At 64.3% G+C, this 17,429-nt stretch carries 16 protein-coding genes; 5 read left to right on the top strand and 11 right to left on the bottom strand.

Going from position 1 to position 17,429, the window contains the following annotated elements; genetic code table 11:
* A partial coding sequence (recC, locus tag AC2VNO_RS10725) for an exodeoxyribonuclease V subunit gamma (RefSeq protein WP_486934127.1) occupies positions 1-2,229 on the bottom strand: 2,229 nt, incomplete at its 3' end.
* A gap of 190 nt (positions 2,230-2,419) precedes the next feature.
* Here recC and AC2VNO_RS10720 point away from each other — a divergent pair.
* Positions 2,420-3,397, top strand: coding sequence for a 5'-nucleotidase (locus AC2VNO_RS10720; RefSeq protein ID WP_486934126.1), 978 nt, complete (start codon positions 2,420-2,422; stop codon positions 3,395-3,397).
* 6 nt (positions 3,398-3,403) lie between these two features.
* Here the strand turns inward: AC2VNO_RS10720 and AC2VNO_RS10715 are convergent, their stop codons facing one another.
* Together AC2VNO_RS10715 and AC2VNO_RS10710 are read right to left on the bottom strand one after the other, a co-directional pair.
* On the bottom strand, positions 3,404-3,646 hold the full coding sequence (locus AC2VNO_RS10715; RefSeq protein WP_486934125.1) for an Atu4866 domain-containing protein: 243 nt from the start codon (positions 3,644-3,646) through the stop codon (positions 3,404-3,406).
* A gap of 86 nt (positions 3,647-3,732) precedes the next feature.
* Positions 3,733-4,452 (bottom strand): SDR family oxidoreductase, encoded by a 720-nt coding sequence (locus tag AC2VNO_RS10710; RefSeq protein ID WP_486934124.1) that lies wholly within the window; start codon positions 4,450-4,452, stop codon positions 3,733-3,735.
* Positions 4,453-4,628: 176 nt separating this feature from the next.
* On the opposite strand from AC2VNO_RS10710, the gene AC2VNO_RS10705 reads away from it, so the two are divergent.
* On the top strand, positions 4,629-5,570 hold the full coding sequence (locus AC2VNO_RS10705) for an AraC family transcriptional regulator (protein WP_486934123.1): 942 nt from the start codon (positions 4,629-4,631) through the stop codon (positions 5,568-5,570).
* A gap of 78 nt (positions 5,571-5,648) precedes the next feature.
* Here AC2VNO_RS10705 and AC2VNO_RS10700 read toward each other — a convergent pair whose 3' ends face one another.
* Positions 5,649-6,593, bottom strand: a complete 945-nt coding sequence (locus tag AC2VNO_RS10700) for an alpha/beta fold hydrolase (protein WP_486934122.1) — start codon at positions 6,591-6,593, stop codon at positions 5,649-5,651.
* Positions 6,594-6,642: 49 nt separating this feature from the next.
* Complete coding sequence (locus AC2VNO_RS10695; protein WP_486934121.1) at positions 6,643-7,071, bottom strand: organic hydroperoxide resistance protein; 429 nt, start codon at positions 7,069-7,071, stop codon at positions 6,643-6,645.
* 120 nt (positions 7,072-7,191) lie between these two features.
* Between AC2VNO_RS10695 and AC2VNO_RS10690 the strand changes: the two genes are divergently transcribed.
* On the top strand, positions 7,192-8,013 hold the full coding sequence (locus tag AC2VNO_RS10690) for an AraC family transcriptional regulator (RefSeq protein ID WP_486934120.1): 822 nt from the start codon (positions 7,192-7,194) through the stop codon (positions 8,011-8,013).
* Positions 8,014-8,131: 118 nt separating this feature from the next.
* Positions 8,132-8,746, top strand: a complete 615-nt coding sequence (locus AC2VNO_RS10685; RefSeq protein ID WP_486934119.1) for a flavin reductase family protein — start codon at positions 8,132-8,134, stop codon at positions 8,744-8,746.
* A gap of 43 nt (positions 8,747-8,789) precedes the next feature.
* Here the strand turns inward: AC2VNO_RS10685 and AC2VNO_RS10680 are convergent, their stop codons facing one another.
* The gene (locus tag AC2VNO_RS10680; protein ID WP_486934118.1) at positions 8,790-9,392 is read right to left on the bottom strand and encodes a DsbA family protein; all 603 of its coding nucleotides are present in this window, start codon (positions 9,390-9,392) and stop codon (positions 8,790-8,792) included.
* Between the two features lie 246 nt (positions 9,393-9,638).
* Between AC2VNO_RS10680 and AC2VNO_RS10675 the strand changes: the two genes are divergently transcribed.
* Entirely contained in the window at positions 9,639-11,777 is a 2,139-nt protein-coding gene (locus AC2VNO_RS10675) for a methyl-accepting chemotaxis protein (RefSeq protein ID WP_486934117.1), read from the top strand.
* 95 nt (positions 11,778-11,872) lie between these two features.
* Here AC2VNO_RS10675 and AC2VNO_RS10670 read toward each other — a convergent pair whose 3' ends face one another.
* From AC2VNO_RS10670 to AC2VNO_RS10650, 5 genes are all read right to left on the bottom strand, one after another.
* Positions 11,873-12,856 carry a TAXI family TRAP transporter solute-binding subunit gene (locus tag AC2VNO_RS10670; RefSeq protein ID WP_486934116.1) on the bottom strand — a complete coding sequence of 328 codons (984 nt, stop codon included), beginning with the start codon at positions 12,854-12,856 and terminating at the stop codon, positions 11,873-11,875.
* Between the two features lie 27 nt (positions 12,857-12,883).
* Positions 12,884-13,285 (bottom strand): carboxymuconolactone decarboxylase family protein, encoded by a 402-nt coding sequence (locus tag AC2VNO_RS10665; protein ID WP_486934115.1) that lies wholly within the window; start codon positions 13,283-13,285, stop codon positions 12,884-12,886.
* Between the two features lie 32 nt (positions 13,286-13,317).
* On the bottom strand, positions 13,318-14,265 hold the full coding sequence (locus AC2VNO_RS10660) for a D-2-hydroxyacid dehydrogenase family protein (RefSeq protein ID WP_486934114.1): 948 nt from the start codon (positions 14,263-14,265) through the stop codon (positions 13,318-13,320).
* A complete protein-coding gene (locus AC2VNO_RS10655) occupies positions 14,262-16,220 on the bottom strand; it encodes a TRAP transporter permease (RefSeq protein WP_486934113.1) in 1,959 nt (652 codons plus the stop codon). The genes AC2VNO_RS10660 and AC2VNO_RS10655 overlap by 4 nt, the downstream gene beginning before the upstream one ends.
* Before the next feature lie 96 nt (positions 16,221-16,316).
* Positions 16,317-17,300 (bottom strand): TAXI family TRAP transporter solute-binding subunit, encoded by a 984-nt coding sequence (locus AC2VNO_RS10650; protein WP_486934112.1) that lies wholly within the window; start codon positions 17,298-17,300, stop codon positions 16,317-16,319.
* Between the last annotated feature and the right edge of the window lie 129 nt (positions 17,301-17,429).

Genomic DNA, 17,429 nt, shown 5'->3' with positions numbered 1-17,429 from the left:
GAAGTCCATCGGCGGGTGGCTGCGCGGGTAGTCGCCGTCGTTCATGCCCAGCAGGCACACCCGCTTGAAGGGGATGGCGCGCATCGGCATCAGGGTGGCGAAGTTCACCGCCCCGGCCAGGAAGCGCTGCGACAGGCTCGGCTCGTCGATCTGGGTGAGCCAGTATTCGCGCACCACGGAAAGCGGTAGGTCGCGGGTCAGCCCGGCCGCCTCGGCGCTCTCCTGCCACGCCTGCAGCGTCTGTTCGAGCTGGGCCAGCATCAGGCTGTCTTCGGGGGCGTCGGCGAGAAAGCTCGCTTCCAGCAGGCTGCGCAGGCGCTGTACCCAGCCGGCCACGTCGGTGGGTTCGCGCAGGCTGCGCCACTGCCGCTCCAGGGTTTCCAGCAGCGCGGCCAGCGGGCCGGCCAAGGCCGCTTCCAGGCCGCCGATGTCGTCGAAGGGTTCGATGCCCTGCCAAGGGCCGCTGGCGGCCTCGCCCACGGCGTAGCCCAGCAGCAGCCGGCGCAGGCCGAAGGCCCAGGTGTTCTGCTCCATGCCCTGTGGCAGGTCGAGGCTGCCGCGCTGACCGGCGTTGAGCCCCCAGCGGATGCCGGCACCCTCGATCCAGCGGCGCAGGGTGGGTACGTCCTGCTCCTGAATGCCGAAGCGAGCGCGTAGGGCGGGCACGTCGAGCAGGTCGAGCAGGTCGCTTACCGAGAGGCGCAGTTCCGGCAGGCGCAGCAGTTTTTCCAGCGCGATCAGCAGCGGCAGGCGGTGGCGGCTGCCCTGGTCGGAGAGCGTGAAGGGGATGTAGCGCGGGTCGTCGCGTTCCAACTGGCCCCTCGCATATTGACCGAAGACCGCCTGCACGTGGGGCGCGTAGTGGTCGATGTCCGGCACCATGACGATGATGTCGCGGGGCCTGAGGCCGGGGTCGGCGCTGAAGGCGGCGAGCAGCTGGTCGTGGAGGATCTCCACTTCGCGCTGGGGGCTGTGGGCGGCGTGGAAGACGATGGAGTCGTCGCGGCTGGGGTCCACCACCGGCCAGGTGTCGCGGGTCTCGTGCAGCGGGCGCAGTTCGCGGATATCGTCCTGCAGCTGCTGCAGCAGCCGGCCATCGCCCTCGCGCACGAAGGGCTCGAACAGGTCGATGCGCAGCGAGTCGGCGGCGAACAGGCGCTCGTACTGCTGGGCGTCGTCGTGCTCGTCGAGCAGGCGCAGGTAGTCGCGGCCCTGCTTGCCCCAGGCGGCCAGCAGCGGCTGGGCGTGCAGGTGCAGGCTTTCCGCTCCGTCACCGCTGGCGTCGCCAACGCCAAGCACGTCGAGCCGCGCCGGCATGCCTTGCTTGCGCTGCTGGCGATAACGCTGGGCGCGGAGCAGGTCCTTGTGCTCGATGATGTCGGCCCAGTAGTGCTGGCAGGGGTTGTGTACGCACAGCACCACCTGGCAGCAGCGGGCGATGGCGGCCAGCGCTTCCAGCGACTGCTGGGGCAGCGACGAGATGCCGAACACCATCACCCGCCTTGGAAGACCAACGGGGCGATTATCGCCATCGAGCTGGCGCGACGCCTCGAGGAAACGCCGATGCACCATGGCGCGGCTGGAGGCCACGCCGTCTTCGCCCACGTCTTCGGCAACGCTGTGCACCACGGCTCGCCACAGGGCCGGCTGCCAGCGTTGGGTGTCGACGATGGGGCGGGCCTCGCCGCGGGCGGAGATCAGCACGTCCTCGCCGCGGGCCCAGGCGTCGAGCCAGTCGGCGCGGTAGACCTGATACTGGTCGAACAGGTCGGCCAGGCGCTCGGCGAGCTGATGGTGCTTGCGCAGGTCGCTGTCGCCTTCGAGGAAACGGCGCAGCGGGGCGAATTCGTCGCGCGGCATCAGTTCCGGCAGCAGGCGCAGCAGCCGCCAGATCAGGTGCGACTTGTCGAAGGGCGAGGTGACCGGCACCGCGTTGGGGTCGTCTTCTACGTGGTTGAGCACGGCGCGGTAGGCCTGCCACAGGAAGCGCGCCGGCAGGGTGACGTCGAGCGCCGCGGCAATGCCGCTGCCGCCGTCGGCTTCGTCGGCGGCCAGCGCCAGCTTCATCCACTGGCCGATGCCGTTGCTCTGCACCAGGATCGTCTCGTTCTCCAGCGGTGCCAGCGGGTGGCGCTTCATCCACTCCACCGCCACGCCGCGCAGGTCCTCCAGGCGGTTGCCGTGAACGACCATGAAGCCGGGGGTGAGGGGCGTAGCGGCGAACGGCATGGCGGGTCCTTGCTGCATACATGAACTCAACCATGTTGCCATAAATACAGCTTTGCAGTTTTACGGGTTTACGCATTTACGGTCATGCGCTTCCAAGCCGAGACGCCTATACGGATAGGCGCTTGTCTGGCCGAAAACTCTGAGGCATGGTCTGGAGATCGTGCGTTGCACTTCTATATCAGGGACGACAATGGCCTATGACCTCAGTGAACGCCTGGTAATCGGACTGGCATCCAGCGCCCTGTTCGACCTGGAGGCGTCCGACCGGGTGTTTCGCGAGCAGGGCGAGGCGTCCTATCGCATCTATCAGCGTGAAAACGAGAACAAGCCGTTAAGCACCGGCGTTGCCTTCCCGTTCATCAAGCGTCTGCTGTCATTGAACGAGCTGAGCCCGGACAACCCGCCCATCGAGGTGGTACTGCTCTCGCGCAACGATCCGGAAACCGGGCTGCGGGTCATGAAGTCCATCGAGCACCATGAGCTGGGGATCACGCGGGCCATCTTTCTCCAGGGGCGCTACCCCCACCGCTTCATCCCGGCATTGAACATCAGCCTCTTCCTGTCGGCCAATCGCCAGGACGTCGACCAGGCGATCCTGGCCGGGCATCCGGCGGGGCAGGTGCTATCGTCGGGCGATCTCGACCTGACCGACGAGGAGGAGCTGCGGATCGCTTTCGACTTCGATGGCGTGCTGGTCACCGACGAGTCCGAAACCATCTACCAGCAGCAGGGAATCGATGCATTCCACGAGTATGAGCGGGCCAATGCCCAGGTGCCGCCCGAGGCGGGCTTGCTGGCCGTGTTCCTGCGCAAGCTCGCCCACATCCAGATGCTGGAAAAGCAGCGCGAAGAAGAAACGCAGGGGGCGTATCGTCCCAAGGTCAGGGTCTCCATCGTCACCGCCCGCAACGCGCCGGCTCATGAGCGGGTCATCCATACCATGCGCAGTTGGGGAGTGACGGTCAACGAGGCCTATTTCCTCGGCGGCATCGCCAAGGAGCACGTCCTCGGCATCATCAAGCCGCATATCTTCTTCGACGACCAGGCGTCTCATCTCTCCGCCACCAGCAATATTCTGCCGTCGGTGCATGTACCGTTCGGGCAGCTCAATCAGAGTATGGTCGCTGTCGATATTCATTCGCCGCCGCCTGAAGAGAATCCACCTTGAGAGACCTCAGGGCGCTTCTCGCCGTAACACCATGCCGGCGTGATAGAGCACGCCGTCGATGAACTCACCGTCGGCGGTGAAGCCGGTGTCGTCCCAGTATTCGATGTAATTGCCGGTCACGCGGTAGCGGCCCTGGTAGGCGCTCTCGCGCTCGCCGCGGGCTTCGTCGTAGCGGTTGTTAGGCAGTAGTTCGTGGCGAATGTGGCCGTCGTCGGTGACCCACATGCCCACATAGGGGTGGTCTGCCATGCTGATGTCTCCGGTTGGGGCTGCAGCCTCCCCTGGTTGGGGAGGCGCAGCGGCAAGGATCAGGCTCAGGAGCAGGGCTTTCGTGCTCATGCGCTGGCGGTAGGGCGAACCACGATCTCGCTGGTGTCCACCTCTTCCGGCTGGGCGATGACATGGCCAATGGCAGCGGCGATGGCCTCGGGCTTGAGCGCTATCTCGCGGAAACTCTTCATCGCTTCGGCGGCGCCGGGGTCGGTGATGGTATCGGCCAGCTCAGACTCGACCACGCCGGGATAGACGCAGGTGACGCGCAGCTTGTCGTTCTCCTGGCGCAGTCCGTCGGAAATGGCCCGCACGGCGTACTTGGTAGCGCAGTAGACAGCGCCGGTGGGCACCACGTAGAGCCCGCCGATGGAGGAGATGTTGATCACCTGTCCGCTGCCCTGAGCCTGCATGGTGGGCAGTACGGCGGCGATGCCGTGCAGCACGCCGCGGACGTTGACGTCGATCATGCGGTCCCACTCCTTGACCTTGAGCGAGGCCAGGGGCGAGAGCGGCATGACGCCGGCATTGTTGATGATGACGTCGATGCGCCCGTGCAATTCCAGCGCAGCATCGGCGAAGGCCTGCACGTCTTCGCGCCGAGTGACGTCCAGCGCGCGGTACTCCACGCTGCCGCCTTCGGAACGAATGGCCTGGGCTAACGCTTCCAGCCGCTCGGTGCGGCGTGCGCCGATGACCAGATGATGGCCTTGTTTGGCCAGCAACCGGGTGGTGGCCTCGCCAATGCCGCTGCTGGCGCCGGTGAGAAGAATGACTTTGCTCATGATGGGACTCCTTAGGATGTTGTCATGGACAAGCCTAGGGAGGCAGCGACGATGCCAACAGGGTCATTCCTCTGGAAATATTGCCTATTTCTATTGAGGATTTGTTCTGTGAGCGGAATTTAGCGATTGTTGTTGCCTAAACGTGAGTTTCGCAGTCGGGGCTAAGGAGGCTTCAGATGGCGGCGCATACTGGTTCGCCAACTCAGGAACGGATGATCGAACGGCTCTACCGGCTTGCGCCGCACGAGGGCTACACCCAATCCTTACTGGAAGGCGTGCGCTTCATGCGTTCGAACCGCCCCTTGAAGCATACGCCGGTACTGTACGAGCCGAGCATCGTCATCGTCTGCCAGGGCCGCAAGCGGGGCTACCTGGGCGATGAGGTGTATCTCTACGATGCCCTGCACTATCTGGTGCTGTCGGTGCCGCTGCCCTTTACCTCGGAAACCGAGGCCAGCCCCGAGGAGCCGCTGCTGGCCATATCGATTCGATTGGACATGGCCATGGTGGCGGAGCTGGTCTTGCTGCTGGATCAGGAGGACGCCCGCTCGGTGCCGCCACGGGGCATGATTTCCACGCCGCTTGGCGCGCCCATGTCGGATGCCACGCTCAGGCTGCTCGAGGCGCTGGCCTCGCCCATGGAAGCGCAGGTGCTAGGGCCCGATATCGTGCGGGAGATCTGCTACCGAGTACTGGTCGGGGAGCAGGGCGGCAGCGTACGCGCGGCGCTGGCCCAGCAGGGCCAATTCGGCAGAATCGCCAAGGCGTTGCACCGCATCCACGCGGATTACGCCGAGCCCCTGGAGGTGGGGCTCCTGGCAAGTGAAGTCGGCATGAGCCCTGCGGTGTTCCATGTGCACTTCAAGGCGGTGACGCAAACGTCGCCGCTTCAGTACATCAAGTCGACGCGGCTGCATCAGGCGCGGATGCTGATGATTCGCGACGGCCTGCCTGCAGCGGCCGCCGCCGCCAGGGTGGGTTACGAGAGTGCGTCGCAGTTCAGCCGCGAGTTCAAGCGCTTCTTCGGCCGGCCGCCCGGCGAGGAAGTGCGTGAAATGAAGGCCTCGCTGGCGCTGTTGCCCCCTGAACGGGTGGCAGACCTGGCAGTGTCGCATTGAGGGTGGTGCGGCATCCCCGCTAGTTTTATGGTCGGGAGCTGGGCGCACTGGCCTGTTTCTCCCGACCATTGGTTGTTTTCAGTCTTTGAGGAAATCAAGGAGATCCTGGTTGAAGCGTTCCTTGTGTGTGTCGGTCAGGCCATGCGGTGCGCCGGAATAGACGATCAGCTCTGCTCCCTGGATTTGCTCGGCAGACGCCTTTCCAGAGATGTCGAGTGGCACGATCTGATCGTCGTCACCGTGGATGACCAAAGTGGGCACATCGAATTTCTTCAGATCCTCGCGGAAATCCGTGGCCGAGAACGCAGTGATGGAATCGTAGGTGTTCTTGTGACCAGCTTGCATGCCTTGTGCCCACCAGCTGTCGATCAGACCTTGCGAGACCTCGGCACCAGGGCGGTTGAAGCCGTAGAACGGGCCGGATGCGAGATCGAGGTACAGCTGCGACCGATTTTCCAGTGAGGCCTGGCGGATGCCGTCGAAGACTTCCAGCGGCAGGCCGTCCGGATTGTCGGCGGTCTGCAGCATCAGCGGCGGCACGGCACTAACCAGCACGGCCTTCTTGACCCGTTCGGTACCGTGACGGCTGATGTAGCGTGCCACTTCGCCGCCGCCCGTGGAAAACCCGACAGCGGTGATGTCCTTGAGGTCAAGGGCATTGATTACAGCCGCTAGGTCGTCGGCGTAGTGGTTCATGTCGTTGCCGTCCCAGGGCTGGCTGGAGCGGCCATGGCCGCGGCGGTCGTGGGCAACCACCCTGTAGCCCTGGTCGGCCAGGAAGAGCATCTGCGATTCCCAGCTGTCCGAGTTCAGCGGCCAACCATGGCTGAAGGTGACGACCGGGCCCTCCTTCGGGCCCCAATCCTTGTAGTAGAGGCGCACGCCGTCGGCAGTAATCACGTAGTTGCCATCTACGCTGGCGCCGGCTGCGATGCTTGCGGGCGTGGCGGCCTGCGCTGTGTCGCCGGCCTGCAGGGTGATGGCGAGCAAGCCGGCAGCGAAGGTACTGGTGGTGATGTTCATGCGATATCTCCAGTGTTCGATCGAAAGAAAGAAAAGTGGTGAAGTGAAATCAATCGGCTATGAGCAGCGTCACGTCGATGTTTCCGCGCGTCGCATTGGAGTACGGGCAGACGATGTGGGCTTGGTCGACCAGGTCTTGCAGGGTGTCGCGGTCAAGGCCGGGGGCGGCGATGGTCAGTTCTGCTTCGATACCGAAACCGGTGGAAATCTGGCCGATGCCGACCTTGGCGGTGACGTTGGTGGCTGCGGGCAGTGCGACTTTCTGATTGCCGGCAACGTATTTCAGTGCGCCGAGGAAGCAGGCCGAGTATCCGGCGGCGAACAACTGCTCCGGGTTGGTGCCGGGGCCGCCGGCGCCGCCCAATTCGCGCGGGGTCGACAGCTGCACGTCGAGTATGTTGTCGGAGGAGGTGGCGCGGCCTTCGCGGCCCCCTGTGGCAGTAGCGGTGGCGGCGTAAAGGATTTTTTCGATAGTCATGGCAGTCGTTCCTATTCAGTTGAGTGGCCGGGTGGTGTGACCCGGTGAGATGTATTCTGCGCGTCCTATCGATACAATTGGTGGTATAAAGTCCTAAAAACTTGATCAGGAGTACGGCCCGTGGTGGACAGGCTTGCGGCGCTGATGACGCACTTCCCGGTGAGAGCGCAGGTGTTCAATGCGGGGCCGTTGTGCGGTACCAACACACTGCGAAATGACGGCGCCCACGGACAGTTGCATCTGGTGCGCAGGGGGGCAGTTGAGGTGCGGTACGGCAGGGAGTTACTGCAGGTCGAACGACCGAGTCTGTTGTTGTTTCCACGACCGCTGACGCATCGCTTCGTCACCGATCCCGAGCGTGGTGCGGACATGGTCTGCGCAAACCTGTCGTTCGAGGGCGGCGCAGGCAATCCGATCGCATCGGCGCTACCGGACGTCGCCTGCCTGCCGCTGGCAGAGATTGCCGGCGCCGAGCCGGTGCTGATGTTGTTATTCGAGGAGGCGTTCGAGCAGCGATGCGGACGCGTCGCGCTGGTCGAGCGCCTGTTCGAGGTGGTGATGATCCAGGTTTTGCGCCAACTGATGGCCAGTGGCGAAGTGCACGGCGGCCTGCTGTCCGGCTTGTCACATCCGCGCCTGCGCAACGCACTGGTGGCTATGCATGAGAAGCCCGAGCAGGCGTGGACACTGGATGAACTGGCGAATGTTGCCGGCATGTCGCGCAGCGTATTCGCCACGACCTTTCGCGAGACGGTAGGCGTTACGTCGGGGCAGTACTTACAAAGCTGGCGCGTGCGGCTGGCACAGAAGGCCTTGCTGCGCGGGCGGCCTCTGAAAGTGATCGCAACCGAGGTTGGTTACGGTAGTGAAGCCGCGCTCTCCCGTGCGTTCAAGGCACAATCCGGGCAATCGCCGCGGCAGTGGAAAGCCGGTCATCCATAGAGACTTTGGGCCCATCGATATGGACACGAGTCCGTGGACGGCCTGTCGCAGGTGCATTGAGCAGCCTGTCGAGCGGTGTAGGATGGTAGACCCTCACCGAAGACAATAAGGGCTGGCCATGAGCGACTATCTGTTGGAAGAGGCGCCGCTGAGCAGCGGGGCCATCTATCGCCTGTTCTGCGGCACCATCTGCCCGCGCCCCATCGCCTGGGTGTCGACGCACGATCGTGACGGCAACACCAACCTGGCGCCGTTCTCTTTCTTCAACGTGGTGAGCGTGGCGCCGCCGGTGCTGGGCTTCTCGCCGCTGCTCAATGGCGAAGGTCAGCCCAAGGACACCATTCGCAACCTGGAGCAGGTGCCGGAGTGCGTGGTGCACATCAGCGGCGAGGCGTTGGTCAACGAGATGAACGCTACCAGCGCCAGCCTGCCGGCAGGAGAGGATGAGTTCGCCCTGGCGGGCTTGGAGAAAATTGCCATGCCGGGGCTCTCGGTGCCGCGGGTGGCCGCGGCGCCGGTGGCCTTCGGGTGTCGGCTACGCGAGATCGTGCGCTTCGGCGATCAGCCCATGGCGGGCTGCCTGGTGCTGGCGGAGGTGGTATCGATCCACATCGACGATGCGATATGGAACGGGCGCCACGTGAGCGTCGAGGCGCTCAAGCCCATCGGTCGGATGGCGGGCAGCGACTACGCCCGCACCACGGATCTGTTCGGGTTGGAGCGGCCGGGGTGAGGCGCTGGCCTCACGCACGTTAGGCTCAGGTGGCGCTGGCGAATCAAAATTCTCCCGTCAGCTTCTTCTCCAACAGCTCCAGGCGATCCTGCCCCCAGAAAGGCTCGCCATCGACGTCGTACCATGGCACGCCGAAGCAGCCGGCGGCGACCGCTCGTTCGCAGGCGTCATCCAGGCGCTGCTGGCCCACTTCAGACTCCGCTTCCTCCATCAGCTCCTGGCCGTCCAGGCCGCAGGCATCGGCAATCTCGCGCAGGGTGGCGAGGTCGGCGATGTCGCGCTCCTCGGCCCAGCAGGCACGCAGTATGGCCAGTGTCAGGTCGGAGATGTCGTGCCCTTGGGCCTTGGCGGTCAGCGCCAGGCGCGCCGCCGGGCGGTCGTCGGTGGGGAAGTGTTTCGGTTCCAAGTTGAGTGGAACGCCAAGCACCTGCTGCCATCGCTTCAGCTCGAACAGGCGATAGGCCTGGCGCTCGGGGGAGCGCTTGGGCAGCGGTAGCCCGCCTGTCCTTGGGAAGATGCCGCTGACCGAGACCGGCACGTAGTCGATGGTGGCGCCGTGGCGGGAGGCGACCTCGCCGAGCCGGGCATGACCCAGGTAGGTCCAGGGCGATACCAGGCTCAGATAGTAGGTGATGGTTTGCGACATGGGCGCGTCCTCAGGTCCGTTGCGTAGGGTTTTCTGAGGCTAGCGCGCACTGAGGCCGATGTCCTGCTCTTACGTTCTATAGTCGATACGGCGTGATCAGTGAGGCGGGCGTGAAGCCGCGGCCTTGCGAGCTCCGATCTTGTCGCAAACGTCAAGCATACAAGTCGCTTTAATCGTGAGGCCGAGTTCCTGGAAGCAGTATGTTGAAACCATGGGTCAGTCTTTCTAACTACAATGGTCGCCCTCATGCGTTTACGATTCCGCTCCCTTCGACTGCTCGTCGTCACCCTGGCCGGTGCGTGCCTCCTGGCCGTAACGGCCGCCCTGGTAGGCTATTCACTGGTGTCCGCTTCGCGCACCCAGGACGTGGTGGCCGAACATACCCAATCACTGCTCGAAAGTGGCATCGATGAGCGGCTCTCCTCGCTGGCCCATGTCGAGGCCCAGCGCATCCGCAACGAACTGGACCGTGCCCTGACCCTGGCCAGCCAACTGGCCCATACCAATGCTCTCATGGGGATTCCTGGTGAAGATGGACGTCCCCAACTGCGTCTGAGCCGTAAGGAGCTCTCCCAACTGGTGCGCCACACGGTGGTCGAGAACCCCGGCTTGCTGGACGCCTATATCGGCTGGGAGCCCAACGCCTTCGGTGTCGACGCCAGGTATGTCGATACCGGGTTTGCCGAGGGCAGCGGGCGCTTCCGCCCCTGGTGGGTCCGCGAGGCCGATGGCAGCATGCGCCTGGGCGTTCTCACCGAGGAGAACATGGAGAGCGAGGCGCCGCTGGGCAACGGCATGCGCCGGGGCGAATACTACCTCTGCCCGCGCGATACCTTGGCGCCTTGCATCATCGACCCGGCAGCCTACGACTATGCGGGAGTCATGCGTATGGTCACCTCCTTCAACGTGCCCATCCTCGTGGCGGGGGAGTTCCGCGGGATCGCCGGTGTCGACATGTCGGTGGATTTCACTCAGGAGTTCCTGAATCAGGCCAACCAGGAGCTTTATGACGGCGCAGGCGAGATGGCGCTGATCGCTTCGCTGGGCAGCGTGGCGGCTTATACCGCCGATGACGACTCCTTGGGCGATGCGGCCGGTCAGGTGCTGGGCGATGCGGTGAAACAACGCATTCTCGAAGCCCAGCGCAGCGGCGAGATGCAACGGATAGAAGATGCCGACGGCATGCTCGAACTCTACCTGCCCTTCAGCGTCAGCGACGACCAGGCGCCTTGGGTGCTGCTCACCCGCCTGCCGCGGGAGGTGGTGCTGGCCGAGTTGGGAGCTCTGCAGCGTACCTTGGGCGACCAGCGCCGCGAGCACTTGCTGGGCATGGGCCTGGTGGGGCTGTTGGTCGCCGGTCTCGGCCTGATCGCGATCTGGCTGGTGGGAGGCGGCATCGCCAGGCCGCTGCGAGAGTTGGCCGGGCGCATGCGTGAGATTGCCACCGGAGATGGCGACCTGACCCAGCGCCTGCCGGTCGAAGGGCGCGATGAGAGCGCCGAACTGGCGATCCAGTTCAACGCCTTCGCCGACAAGATCCATGACGTGTTGCGCGAGGTGCGCGTAAGCAGCGAAGCGGTGCGTGTCGCCGCCACCGAGATCGCCAGCGGTGGCCAGGATCTGTCGCGGCGCACCGATACTGCCGCTGCCAGTTTGCAGCAAACCTCGGCCTCGATGGAGGAGATCACCAGTACCGTGGAACACACCGCCGAATCCGCACGCGAGGCCAATGGCCTGTCGCAGACGGCCTCCGAGGTGGCTGTGCGTGGCGGGGAAGTGGTATCCCGGGTAGTGGCGACCATGGATGAGATTTCCGAGTCTTCACGCAAGATCGCTGAAATCGTCTCAGTGATCGACGGTATCGCCTTCCAGACCAATCTGCTGGCTTTGAACGCCTCGGTGGAAGCGGCCCGTGCCGGCGAGCAAGGGCGCGGCTTCGCTGTGGTAGCCGGCGAAGTACGCCAACTCGCCAGCCGCTCGGCGGCGGCCGCGAGCGAGATAAAGGCTCTGATCGAGGCTTCGGGGGCCAAGGTGCATGACGGTACCGAACTGGTCGGCCAGGCGGGTACCACCATGAGCGAAATCGTGGCCAGCGTTTCTCGGGTGAGTACCGTGCTCCAACAGATCACGGCGGCCACCAGCGAGCAGAGCGACGGCATCAGCCAGGTCAATGTGGCGGTCGCCGAGCTGGACCGCATGACCCAGGAAAACGCTGCCCTGGTCGAGCAGTCGAGCGCCGCCGCCGAACGGCTCGAGGAGCAGTCGCTGCGCCTGGCCGAGGCGGTGGGGACCTTCACCTTGGCCAATGCTACCAGTGAGCCCCCGCCATGGAGCCCCGCTGCCCTGCTGCCGGCAGGTGCGCGCCAGGTCGCAGAGGAGGCTTAGTGACCTGACGCCGTGCCGTCGCTCTCGTTCGTGGCGGCTGGCTGGATGGGGTGGCCGGCCGTGTCGCTTGACGGGACAAGGCCGGCCGTTGCCGATTACTCGGCTTCCGGCGGCACCAACTCCTCCGGCACCTCGATGCCGATTTCACGATAGTAGCGCAGTGCGCCGGCGTGCAACGGCGTGGTGGTGTTCTCTACCGAGATCTCGGCGCTCATCCCCTGGGCCGGAGCGAAGGTCTGGCCCAGCCGCTCGATGTTCTCCCAATAGGCGCGGGTGAACTCGTAGGCGGCGTCCTCGTCGAGGTCGCTGGTGGCGGCGATGCCGATGTAGGTGCCAAGAGTAGTGGCGGCCGGCATGTCGCGGTAGGTGCCTTCTGGAATCTCCGTGGCCGAGAGGAACGGCAGCGCCTCGGTGGCTGTGCTCACCTGCTCGTCGGTGAGCGAGAGCACCCGCAGCGGACGCGAGGAGTGAACCTCGGTGAAGGCCGGAATCGGCGGGATGCCGTTGTAGCTGAAGCCGACGATACGGCCGTCGACCACGGCATCGGCAGCGTCCGACATACTCATGCGCTGGTAATCCGGTGAGATGCCCAGGGAGTCGAATACCAGCTCGGTGATGTACTCGCCGCCGCCGCCAATGCTGCTGGGGTTGAAGCGGGCTCCTTCCAGATCTGCCAAAGTCTCGATGCCGCTGTCCTGGCGCACCGCCCAGTGCATGGTCGAAGGGGCCACCCACAGCACCATGCGCATCTGCTCGATGGCATCGTTCTCGTAGCGCCCCGTGCCGTTATAGGCCTCATAGGCACCCGGGGCGTCGATCAGACCCATGTCGATCTCGCCGCGGCCGAGGCGAATGGCGTTCTCACGCGAGCCGCCGGTTTCGCGTACCGAGACTTCGAGCGGCGAATCGGCACTGACGAGCCGTGAAAGCTCCGAGAAGCCGAAGTACCAGCCGGAAGCGGCCGGGGCCACGCCGATGCCGATGGCCTGCTGAGCGAGAGCCGGGGTGGCGAGCCCGGTGGCAAGCGCTGCCACGGCCAGCGGCTTGAGGGCATGACTAAGTGAACTTGGCAATCTCATGGCGTATCTCCTCGCTTATCGTTGTGGTTATGAGTCTTGCTCTTCGCGGTAGGCAGCGATCACCTCTCGGGCGACGCGCAGGCCGTCAATGGCGGCTGGAAAGCCGCAGTAGGGGACACACTGCAGCAGCACCTCACGGATTTCCTCCTCGCTGCAGCCGTTGTTGAGTGCGCCGCGCAGGTGCACCTTGAGTTCGTGGGGCCGGTTGAGCGCTACCAGCATGCCAATGTTGATCAGGCTGCGGGTAGGCCGGGCCAACCCGGGTCGATTCCAGATATCGTTCCAGCAGTTGCGGGTGACCAGCTCCTGCATCGGCCAGCTGAAATCGTCCGTCTGGTCGAGGGCGGCATCCACATAGGCGTCGCCCAGTACCTCGCGGCGGGTGGCCAGTCCCTTCGGGTCGAGTTCGTCATGACGGGATGTGGTCATGGCATCGTCTCCTTTCGTTCTCGCGGGGCCCGTCACTCGGCCAGGTTCTTCACCGGTCGGCCCGCCTCGAAGGCCAGCAGGTTGTCGAAGGCATCACCGAAGTAGAGCTCGTAGCTGTCCTTCTCCACGTAGCCCAGGTGAGGCGTGGCGAGGAAATTGGGCAGTTCGAGCAGCGGATGGCTCGTCACCGGCTCCTCCTCGAATACGTCCACCGCGGCACGACCCGGTCGGCCTTCGCGCAGGGCGGCTTCCAGTGCACCTGCCTCGATCAGCGGCGCACGGCTGGTATTGACCAGCAGGGCCGTGGGCTTCATTCGGGCGAGATCCGCGGCGGTAACGATGCCCTGAGTATCCTCGTTTAGCCGCAGGTGCAGGCTCAGCACGTCGCTGCGCTCGAACAGCTCAGCCTGGCTTGTCGCTACTTCAAGGCCCGCCTCCGCGGCGCGGGCGCGGGTGGTTTCGCGGCCCCACACCAGCACGTTCATCTCGAAGGCCTGGCCGTAGCGGGCCATCAGCTTGCCGATCTTGCCGTAGCCGAAGATACCCAGCGTGCGACCCTTGAGCCCGGTGCCCAGGGTGCGCTGCCAGCGGCCGGCCTTGAGGTTCTCGAACTCCTGAGGAATATGGCGCATGGCGGCGAGTACCAGACCCCAGGTGAGCTCGGCGGCGGCATAAGGCGAGCCGGTACCGGCCATGACCGTGACCCCATGGCGCTTGCAGGCGGCCATGTCGACGTGGGCTGCGCCGCCGCCGGTCTGGCTGATCGCCTTCAGGTTGGGCAGGCGTGCCAGCAGCGATGCGGTAATCGGCGTGCGTTCGCGGATCAGTACCAGTGCGTCGGCCTTTGCAAAACGCTCCACCAAGGCATCCTCGTCGGTCACGGTGTCGTGGTGGAGGATGACCTCGTGGCCTTCCAGCTTGGTGAAGGCATCGAGGTGGCGCACGCAGTCCTGATAGTCGTCGGGGATCACGATTTTCATTGAGCGGTTTCCTTGCTGGCCGCAGGTGAAGAAGGGCTCCCTAATGTGCTTCGGTTCAGCCGATATTGCCAGGCCCATACGCCGCCGATCAGGGCGATGCCTACTGCATCGGTGATGAGTTGGCCGCTGATCAGCATCAGTGCCGCCGTCAGCAGCATGCCGCGCTCAGGCCAGGAGCAGGGGCGCACGAAGTAGCCGATGGTAGAGGCGGCCAGGGCGATGATGCCGAGCACGCCACTGCCCACTGCCAAGGCGATCTCGAGCCCCGTGCCGTTGCCCAGCAGCGGCGGGTGGTAGATGAACATGTAGGGGATCAGGAAACCGCCCAATGAGATCTTGGTGGCGGTGAGCGCGGTGCGAAACCAGTGCGAGCCCGCAATGGCTCCGCCGATATAGGCAGCCAGCGCCACCGGGGGGGTAACGCCGGAAAGAATGGCGAAGTAGAGAATGAACAGGTGTGCCGAGAGGCTGGGAAGCCCCGCTTCGATGAATGCCGCGGCGACCACTGAGGCGGCCAGCATGTAGGCCGCTACCGTGGGCAGGCCCATGCCGAGGATGATCGCCACCACCATGGCCAGCAGCAGGGTCACGAGCACATCGCCACCGCTGACGACGAGAATCACCGAGGAAACCTTCAGGCCCAGGCCGGTAAGGCTGATGACCGAGGCGATGATGGCCACGCTGCCGATGATCACGGCGATCATGGCCGCGGTCATGGCCCCGGCTTCCAGGGCGGCCGGCAGCGACTTGAGGCGCTCGACGAAAGTGCCCGGGCTACGCCAGGAGAACAGGTATAACGCCATGGCGGTGAAGTAGGCTGCCACCGCCGCGGTGGTGGGGGTATAGCGCATGACCAGCAACGCGATCAGCACCGCTAGCGGTATCACCAGAGTTTCGATGTTGAACAGGCCCTCGCGCAGGGTGGGGCGCTGTGACTTGGGGATCGGGTTGAGGCCTAGGCGCTTGGCCTCGAAATGTACGCTCATCCAGATGGCGAGGTAGAACAGCAGCGCCGGGATCAGGGCGGCACCGATGATGTTGAGGTAGCTCGTCGAGATCACGTCGGCCATGACGAAGGCCGCTGCCCCCATGACCGGCGGCAGGATCTGGCCACCGGTGGAGGCCGAGGCCTCGGTGGCGGCGGCAAAGCGTGGGCTGTAGCCGTTGCGCTTCATCAGTGGAATGGTAAACACGCCGGTGGTGGCCACGTTGGCGGCAGTACTGCCGCTGATGCTGCCGAACATGGCGCTGCACAGGGTGGCGGCCTTGGCCGGGCCGCCTGCCATGCCGCCGGTAACGGTATTGGAGAGACGCATGAAGGTGTCGCCGCCGCCGGTGGTCACCAGCAGGGCGCCGAACATGATGAAGATCACGATCACCGTGGAAGAGGTTCGCATGAGACTGCCGTAAACCCCGGTGGGACTCATGTAGAAGGTGGCGATCAGATCATCCCAGCGAAAGCCGCCATGGCCCCACACACCGGGTAGATAATGGCCGAAGGCAGCATAGGCCAGGGCAATCAGTACCAGAATGGGAAAGGCCAGGCCGATGGCGCGTCGGCACGCTTCCAGCAGCAGAAGAATGGCCGATACCCCGAGCACCAGGTCCAGCGTGGTGGGCATCAGGTAGCCCAGTTGATAGATGATGCGGTCGAAGTGGTAGACGTAGTAGGCGCTGATGGCCACGCCCAAGGCGATCGGGACGATGTCGAACCAGGGAACGCGGTCGGCATCGCGGGCGCGACAGTTGTACGCCAGGAAGATCAACGGAAGGGCAAACAGCAGGTGGATGGCGTTCTGGGTGTTCACCGGACCGGTGACCGCTGTGTAGAGGTGGAACAGGGCCATGGACACTGCGGCAAGGCGTGTTACCAGGAACCAGAAGCCCGTGAGCTTCCGCTTTCCCGAGTCCTCTGAATATTTCTCGACCACTTTTGCGTTCTGGGGGGTGTCCATCGGTTGACTCCCACGTCGTCGCCTCCGTGGAGACGACGACGTGTCAGGCTGCGTTGTATCTGACCCGCATGTGCTACCTGCGGACGTGCGGCTGGGTTACTGAGCTTCGGGTGGGATGACGTCGTCGGGAATGTCGAGCCCGAGTTCCTGGTAGTAGCGCAGTGCGCCGGCATGCAGCGGGAAGGTTGCATTGTCGAGCACGGTCTGCGGCGTCACGCCCTCGGCGGGCTTGAACGAGGCGGCAACCTGCTCCTGATTCTCCCAATAGGCCTTGGTGATTTCGTAGACCAGGTCGTCGTCGAGATCGGCATTGGCTGCCACGCCCATGAAGATGCCAAGCGACGTGGCTTCGGGCATGTCGCGATAGGTACCCTCGGGAATCACGGTGCCGGTCAGGAAGGGCAGCTCTTCGGTGACTTGGTCGACCTGCTCGTCGGAGAGCGAGAGCAGCCGCAGCGGGCGCGACGAATGTACTTCGGTGAAGGCGGGGATAGGCGGCACCCCGTTATAGCTGAAGCCGACCAGGCGGCCATCGACCACGCCTTCAGCAGCATCGTCGATGCGCATGCGCTGGAAGTCGGGCTCGACACCCAGGATATCGAACACCAACTCGGTGATGTACTCGCCGCCGCCCCCGATGCTGCTGGGGTTGAAGCGTTGGCCGGCGAGTCCTTCGAAGGAGTCGATATTACTGTCCTGGCGCACGGCCCAGTGCATGGTAGAAGGGGCGATCCAGTAGATCAGCCGGGCGTCCGGGTTGGGTGTGTCTTCGAAGCGGCCGGTGCCGTTGTACATCTCGTAGCCTACCAGCGCCTCGGTAAAGGCCAGATCGAGTTCGCCGCGAGTCAGGCGGATGGCATTCTCGCGGGTACCGCCGGTTTCGCGCACGGTGATTTCGTAGGGAGTGTTGGCGCTGATCACGCGGGCGCCCTCGGAGATGCCGAAGAACCAGCCGGTCCCGGTGGGAACCGCACCGAGATTTAGCGAGGTGTTTGCCTGGGCGCCGGTGGCAACCAGACTGCCGATAACCAGTAGGGAGGCAGGAATGAAGCGGCGTGCCTTGCGGGTGATATCTGTCATTGTTATGTCCTCTCTTGCTTCGGGAAGTCGTAATGTTCAGACGAAAGCCGAGAATCTTCCCTGATCGATTCGAGCCGTTGGAAACCGCTTTTTATGTTCCATAGCGGCGCGATAAGGCGAGTTGATCTC

It is taken from the genome of Halomonas sp. TH-94 (genome assembly GCF_057473365.1).
This window is presented reverse-complemented; position numbering and strand designations above follow the sequence as displayed.

Excerpts from the sequence above, each read along its gene's own strand:
- AC2VNO_RS10700 (WP_486934122.1), bottom strand. The coding sequence starts at position 6,593 with ATGAACATCACCACCAGTACCTTCGCTGCCGGCTTGCTCGCCATCACC.
- AC2VNO_RS10655 (WP_486934113.1), bottom strand. The coding sequence starts at position 16,220 with ATGGACACCCCCCAGAACGCAAAAGTGGTCGAGAAATATTCAGAGGAC.
- AC2VNO_RS10685 (WP_486934119.1), top strand. The coding sequence starts at position 8,132 with ATGAGCGACTATCTGTTGGAAGAGGCGCCGCTGAGCAGCGGGGCCATC.
- AC2VNO_RS10650 (WP_486934112.1), bottom strand. The coding sequence starts at position 17,300 with ATGACAGATATCACCCGCAAGGCACGCCGCTTCATTCCTGCCTCCCTA.
- AC2VNO_RS10680 (WP_486934118.1), bottom strand. The coding sequence starts at position 9,392 with ATGTCGCAAACCATCACCTACTATCTGAGCCTGGTATCGCCCTGGACC.
- AC2VNO_RS10675 (WP_486934117.1), top strand. The coding sequence starts at position 9,639 with ATGCGTTTACGATTCCGCTCCCTTCGACTGCTCGTCGTCACCCTGGCC.
- AC2VNO_RS10720 (WP_486934126.1), top strand. The coding sequence starts at position 2,420 with ATGGCCTATGACCTCAGTGAACGCCTGGTAATCGGACTGGCATCCAGC.
- AC2VNO_RS10695 (WP_486934121.1), bottom strand. The coding sequence starts at position 7,071 with ATGACTATCGAAAAAATCCTTTACGCCGCCACCGCTACTGCCACAGGG.
- AC2VNO_RS10710 (WP_486934124.1), bottom strand. The coding sequence starts at position 4,452 with ATGAGCAAAGTCATTCTTCTCACCGGCGCCAGCAGCGGCATTGGCGAG.
- AC2VNO_RS10665 (WP_486934115.1), bottom strand. The coding sequence starts at position 13,285 with ATGACCACATCCCGTCATGACGAACTCGACCCGAAGGGACTGGCCACC.
- AC2VNO_RS10670 (WP_486934116.1), bottom strand. The coding sequence starts at position 12,856 with ATGAGATTGCCAAGTTCACTTAGTCATGCCCTCAAGCCGCTGGCCGTG.
- AC2VNO_RS10660 (WP_486934114.1), bottom strand. The coding sequence starts at position 14,265 with ATGAAAATCGTGATCCCCGACGACTATCAGGACTGCGTGCGCCACCTC.
- AC2VNO_RS10705 (WP_486934123.1), top strand. The coding sequence starts at position 4,629 with ATGGCGGCGCATACTGGTTCGCCAACTCAGGAACGGATGATCGAACGG.
- AC2VNO_RS10715 (WP_486934125.1), bottom strand. The coding sequence starts at position 3,646 with ATGGCAGACCACCCCTATGTGGGCATGTGGGTCACCGACGACGGCCAC.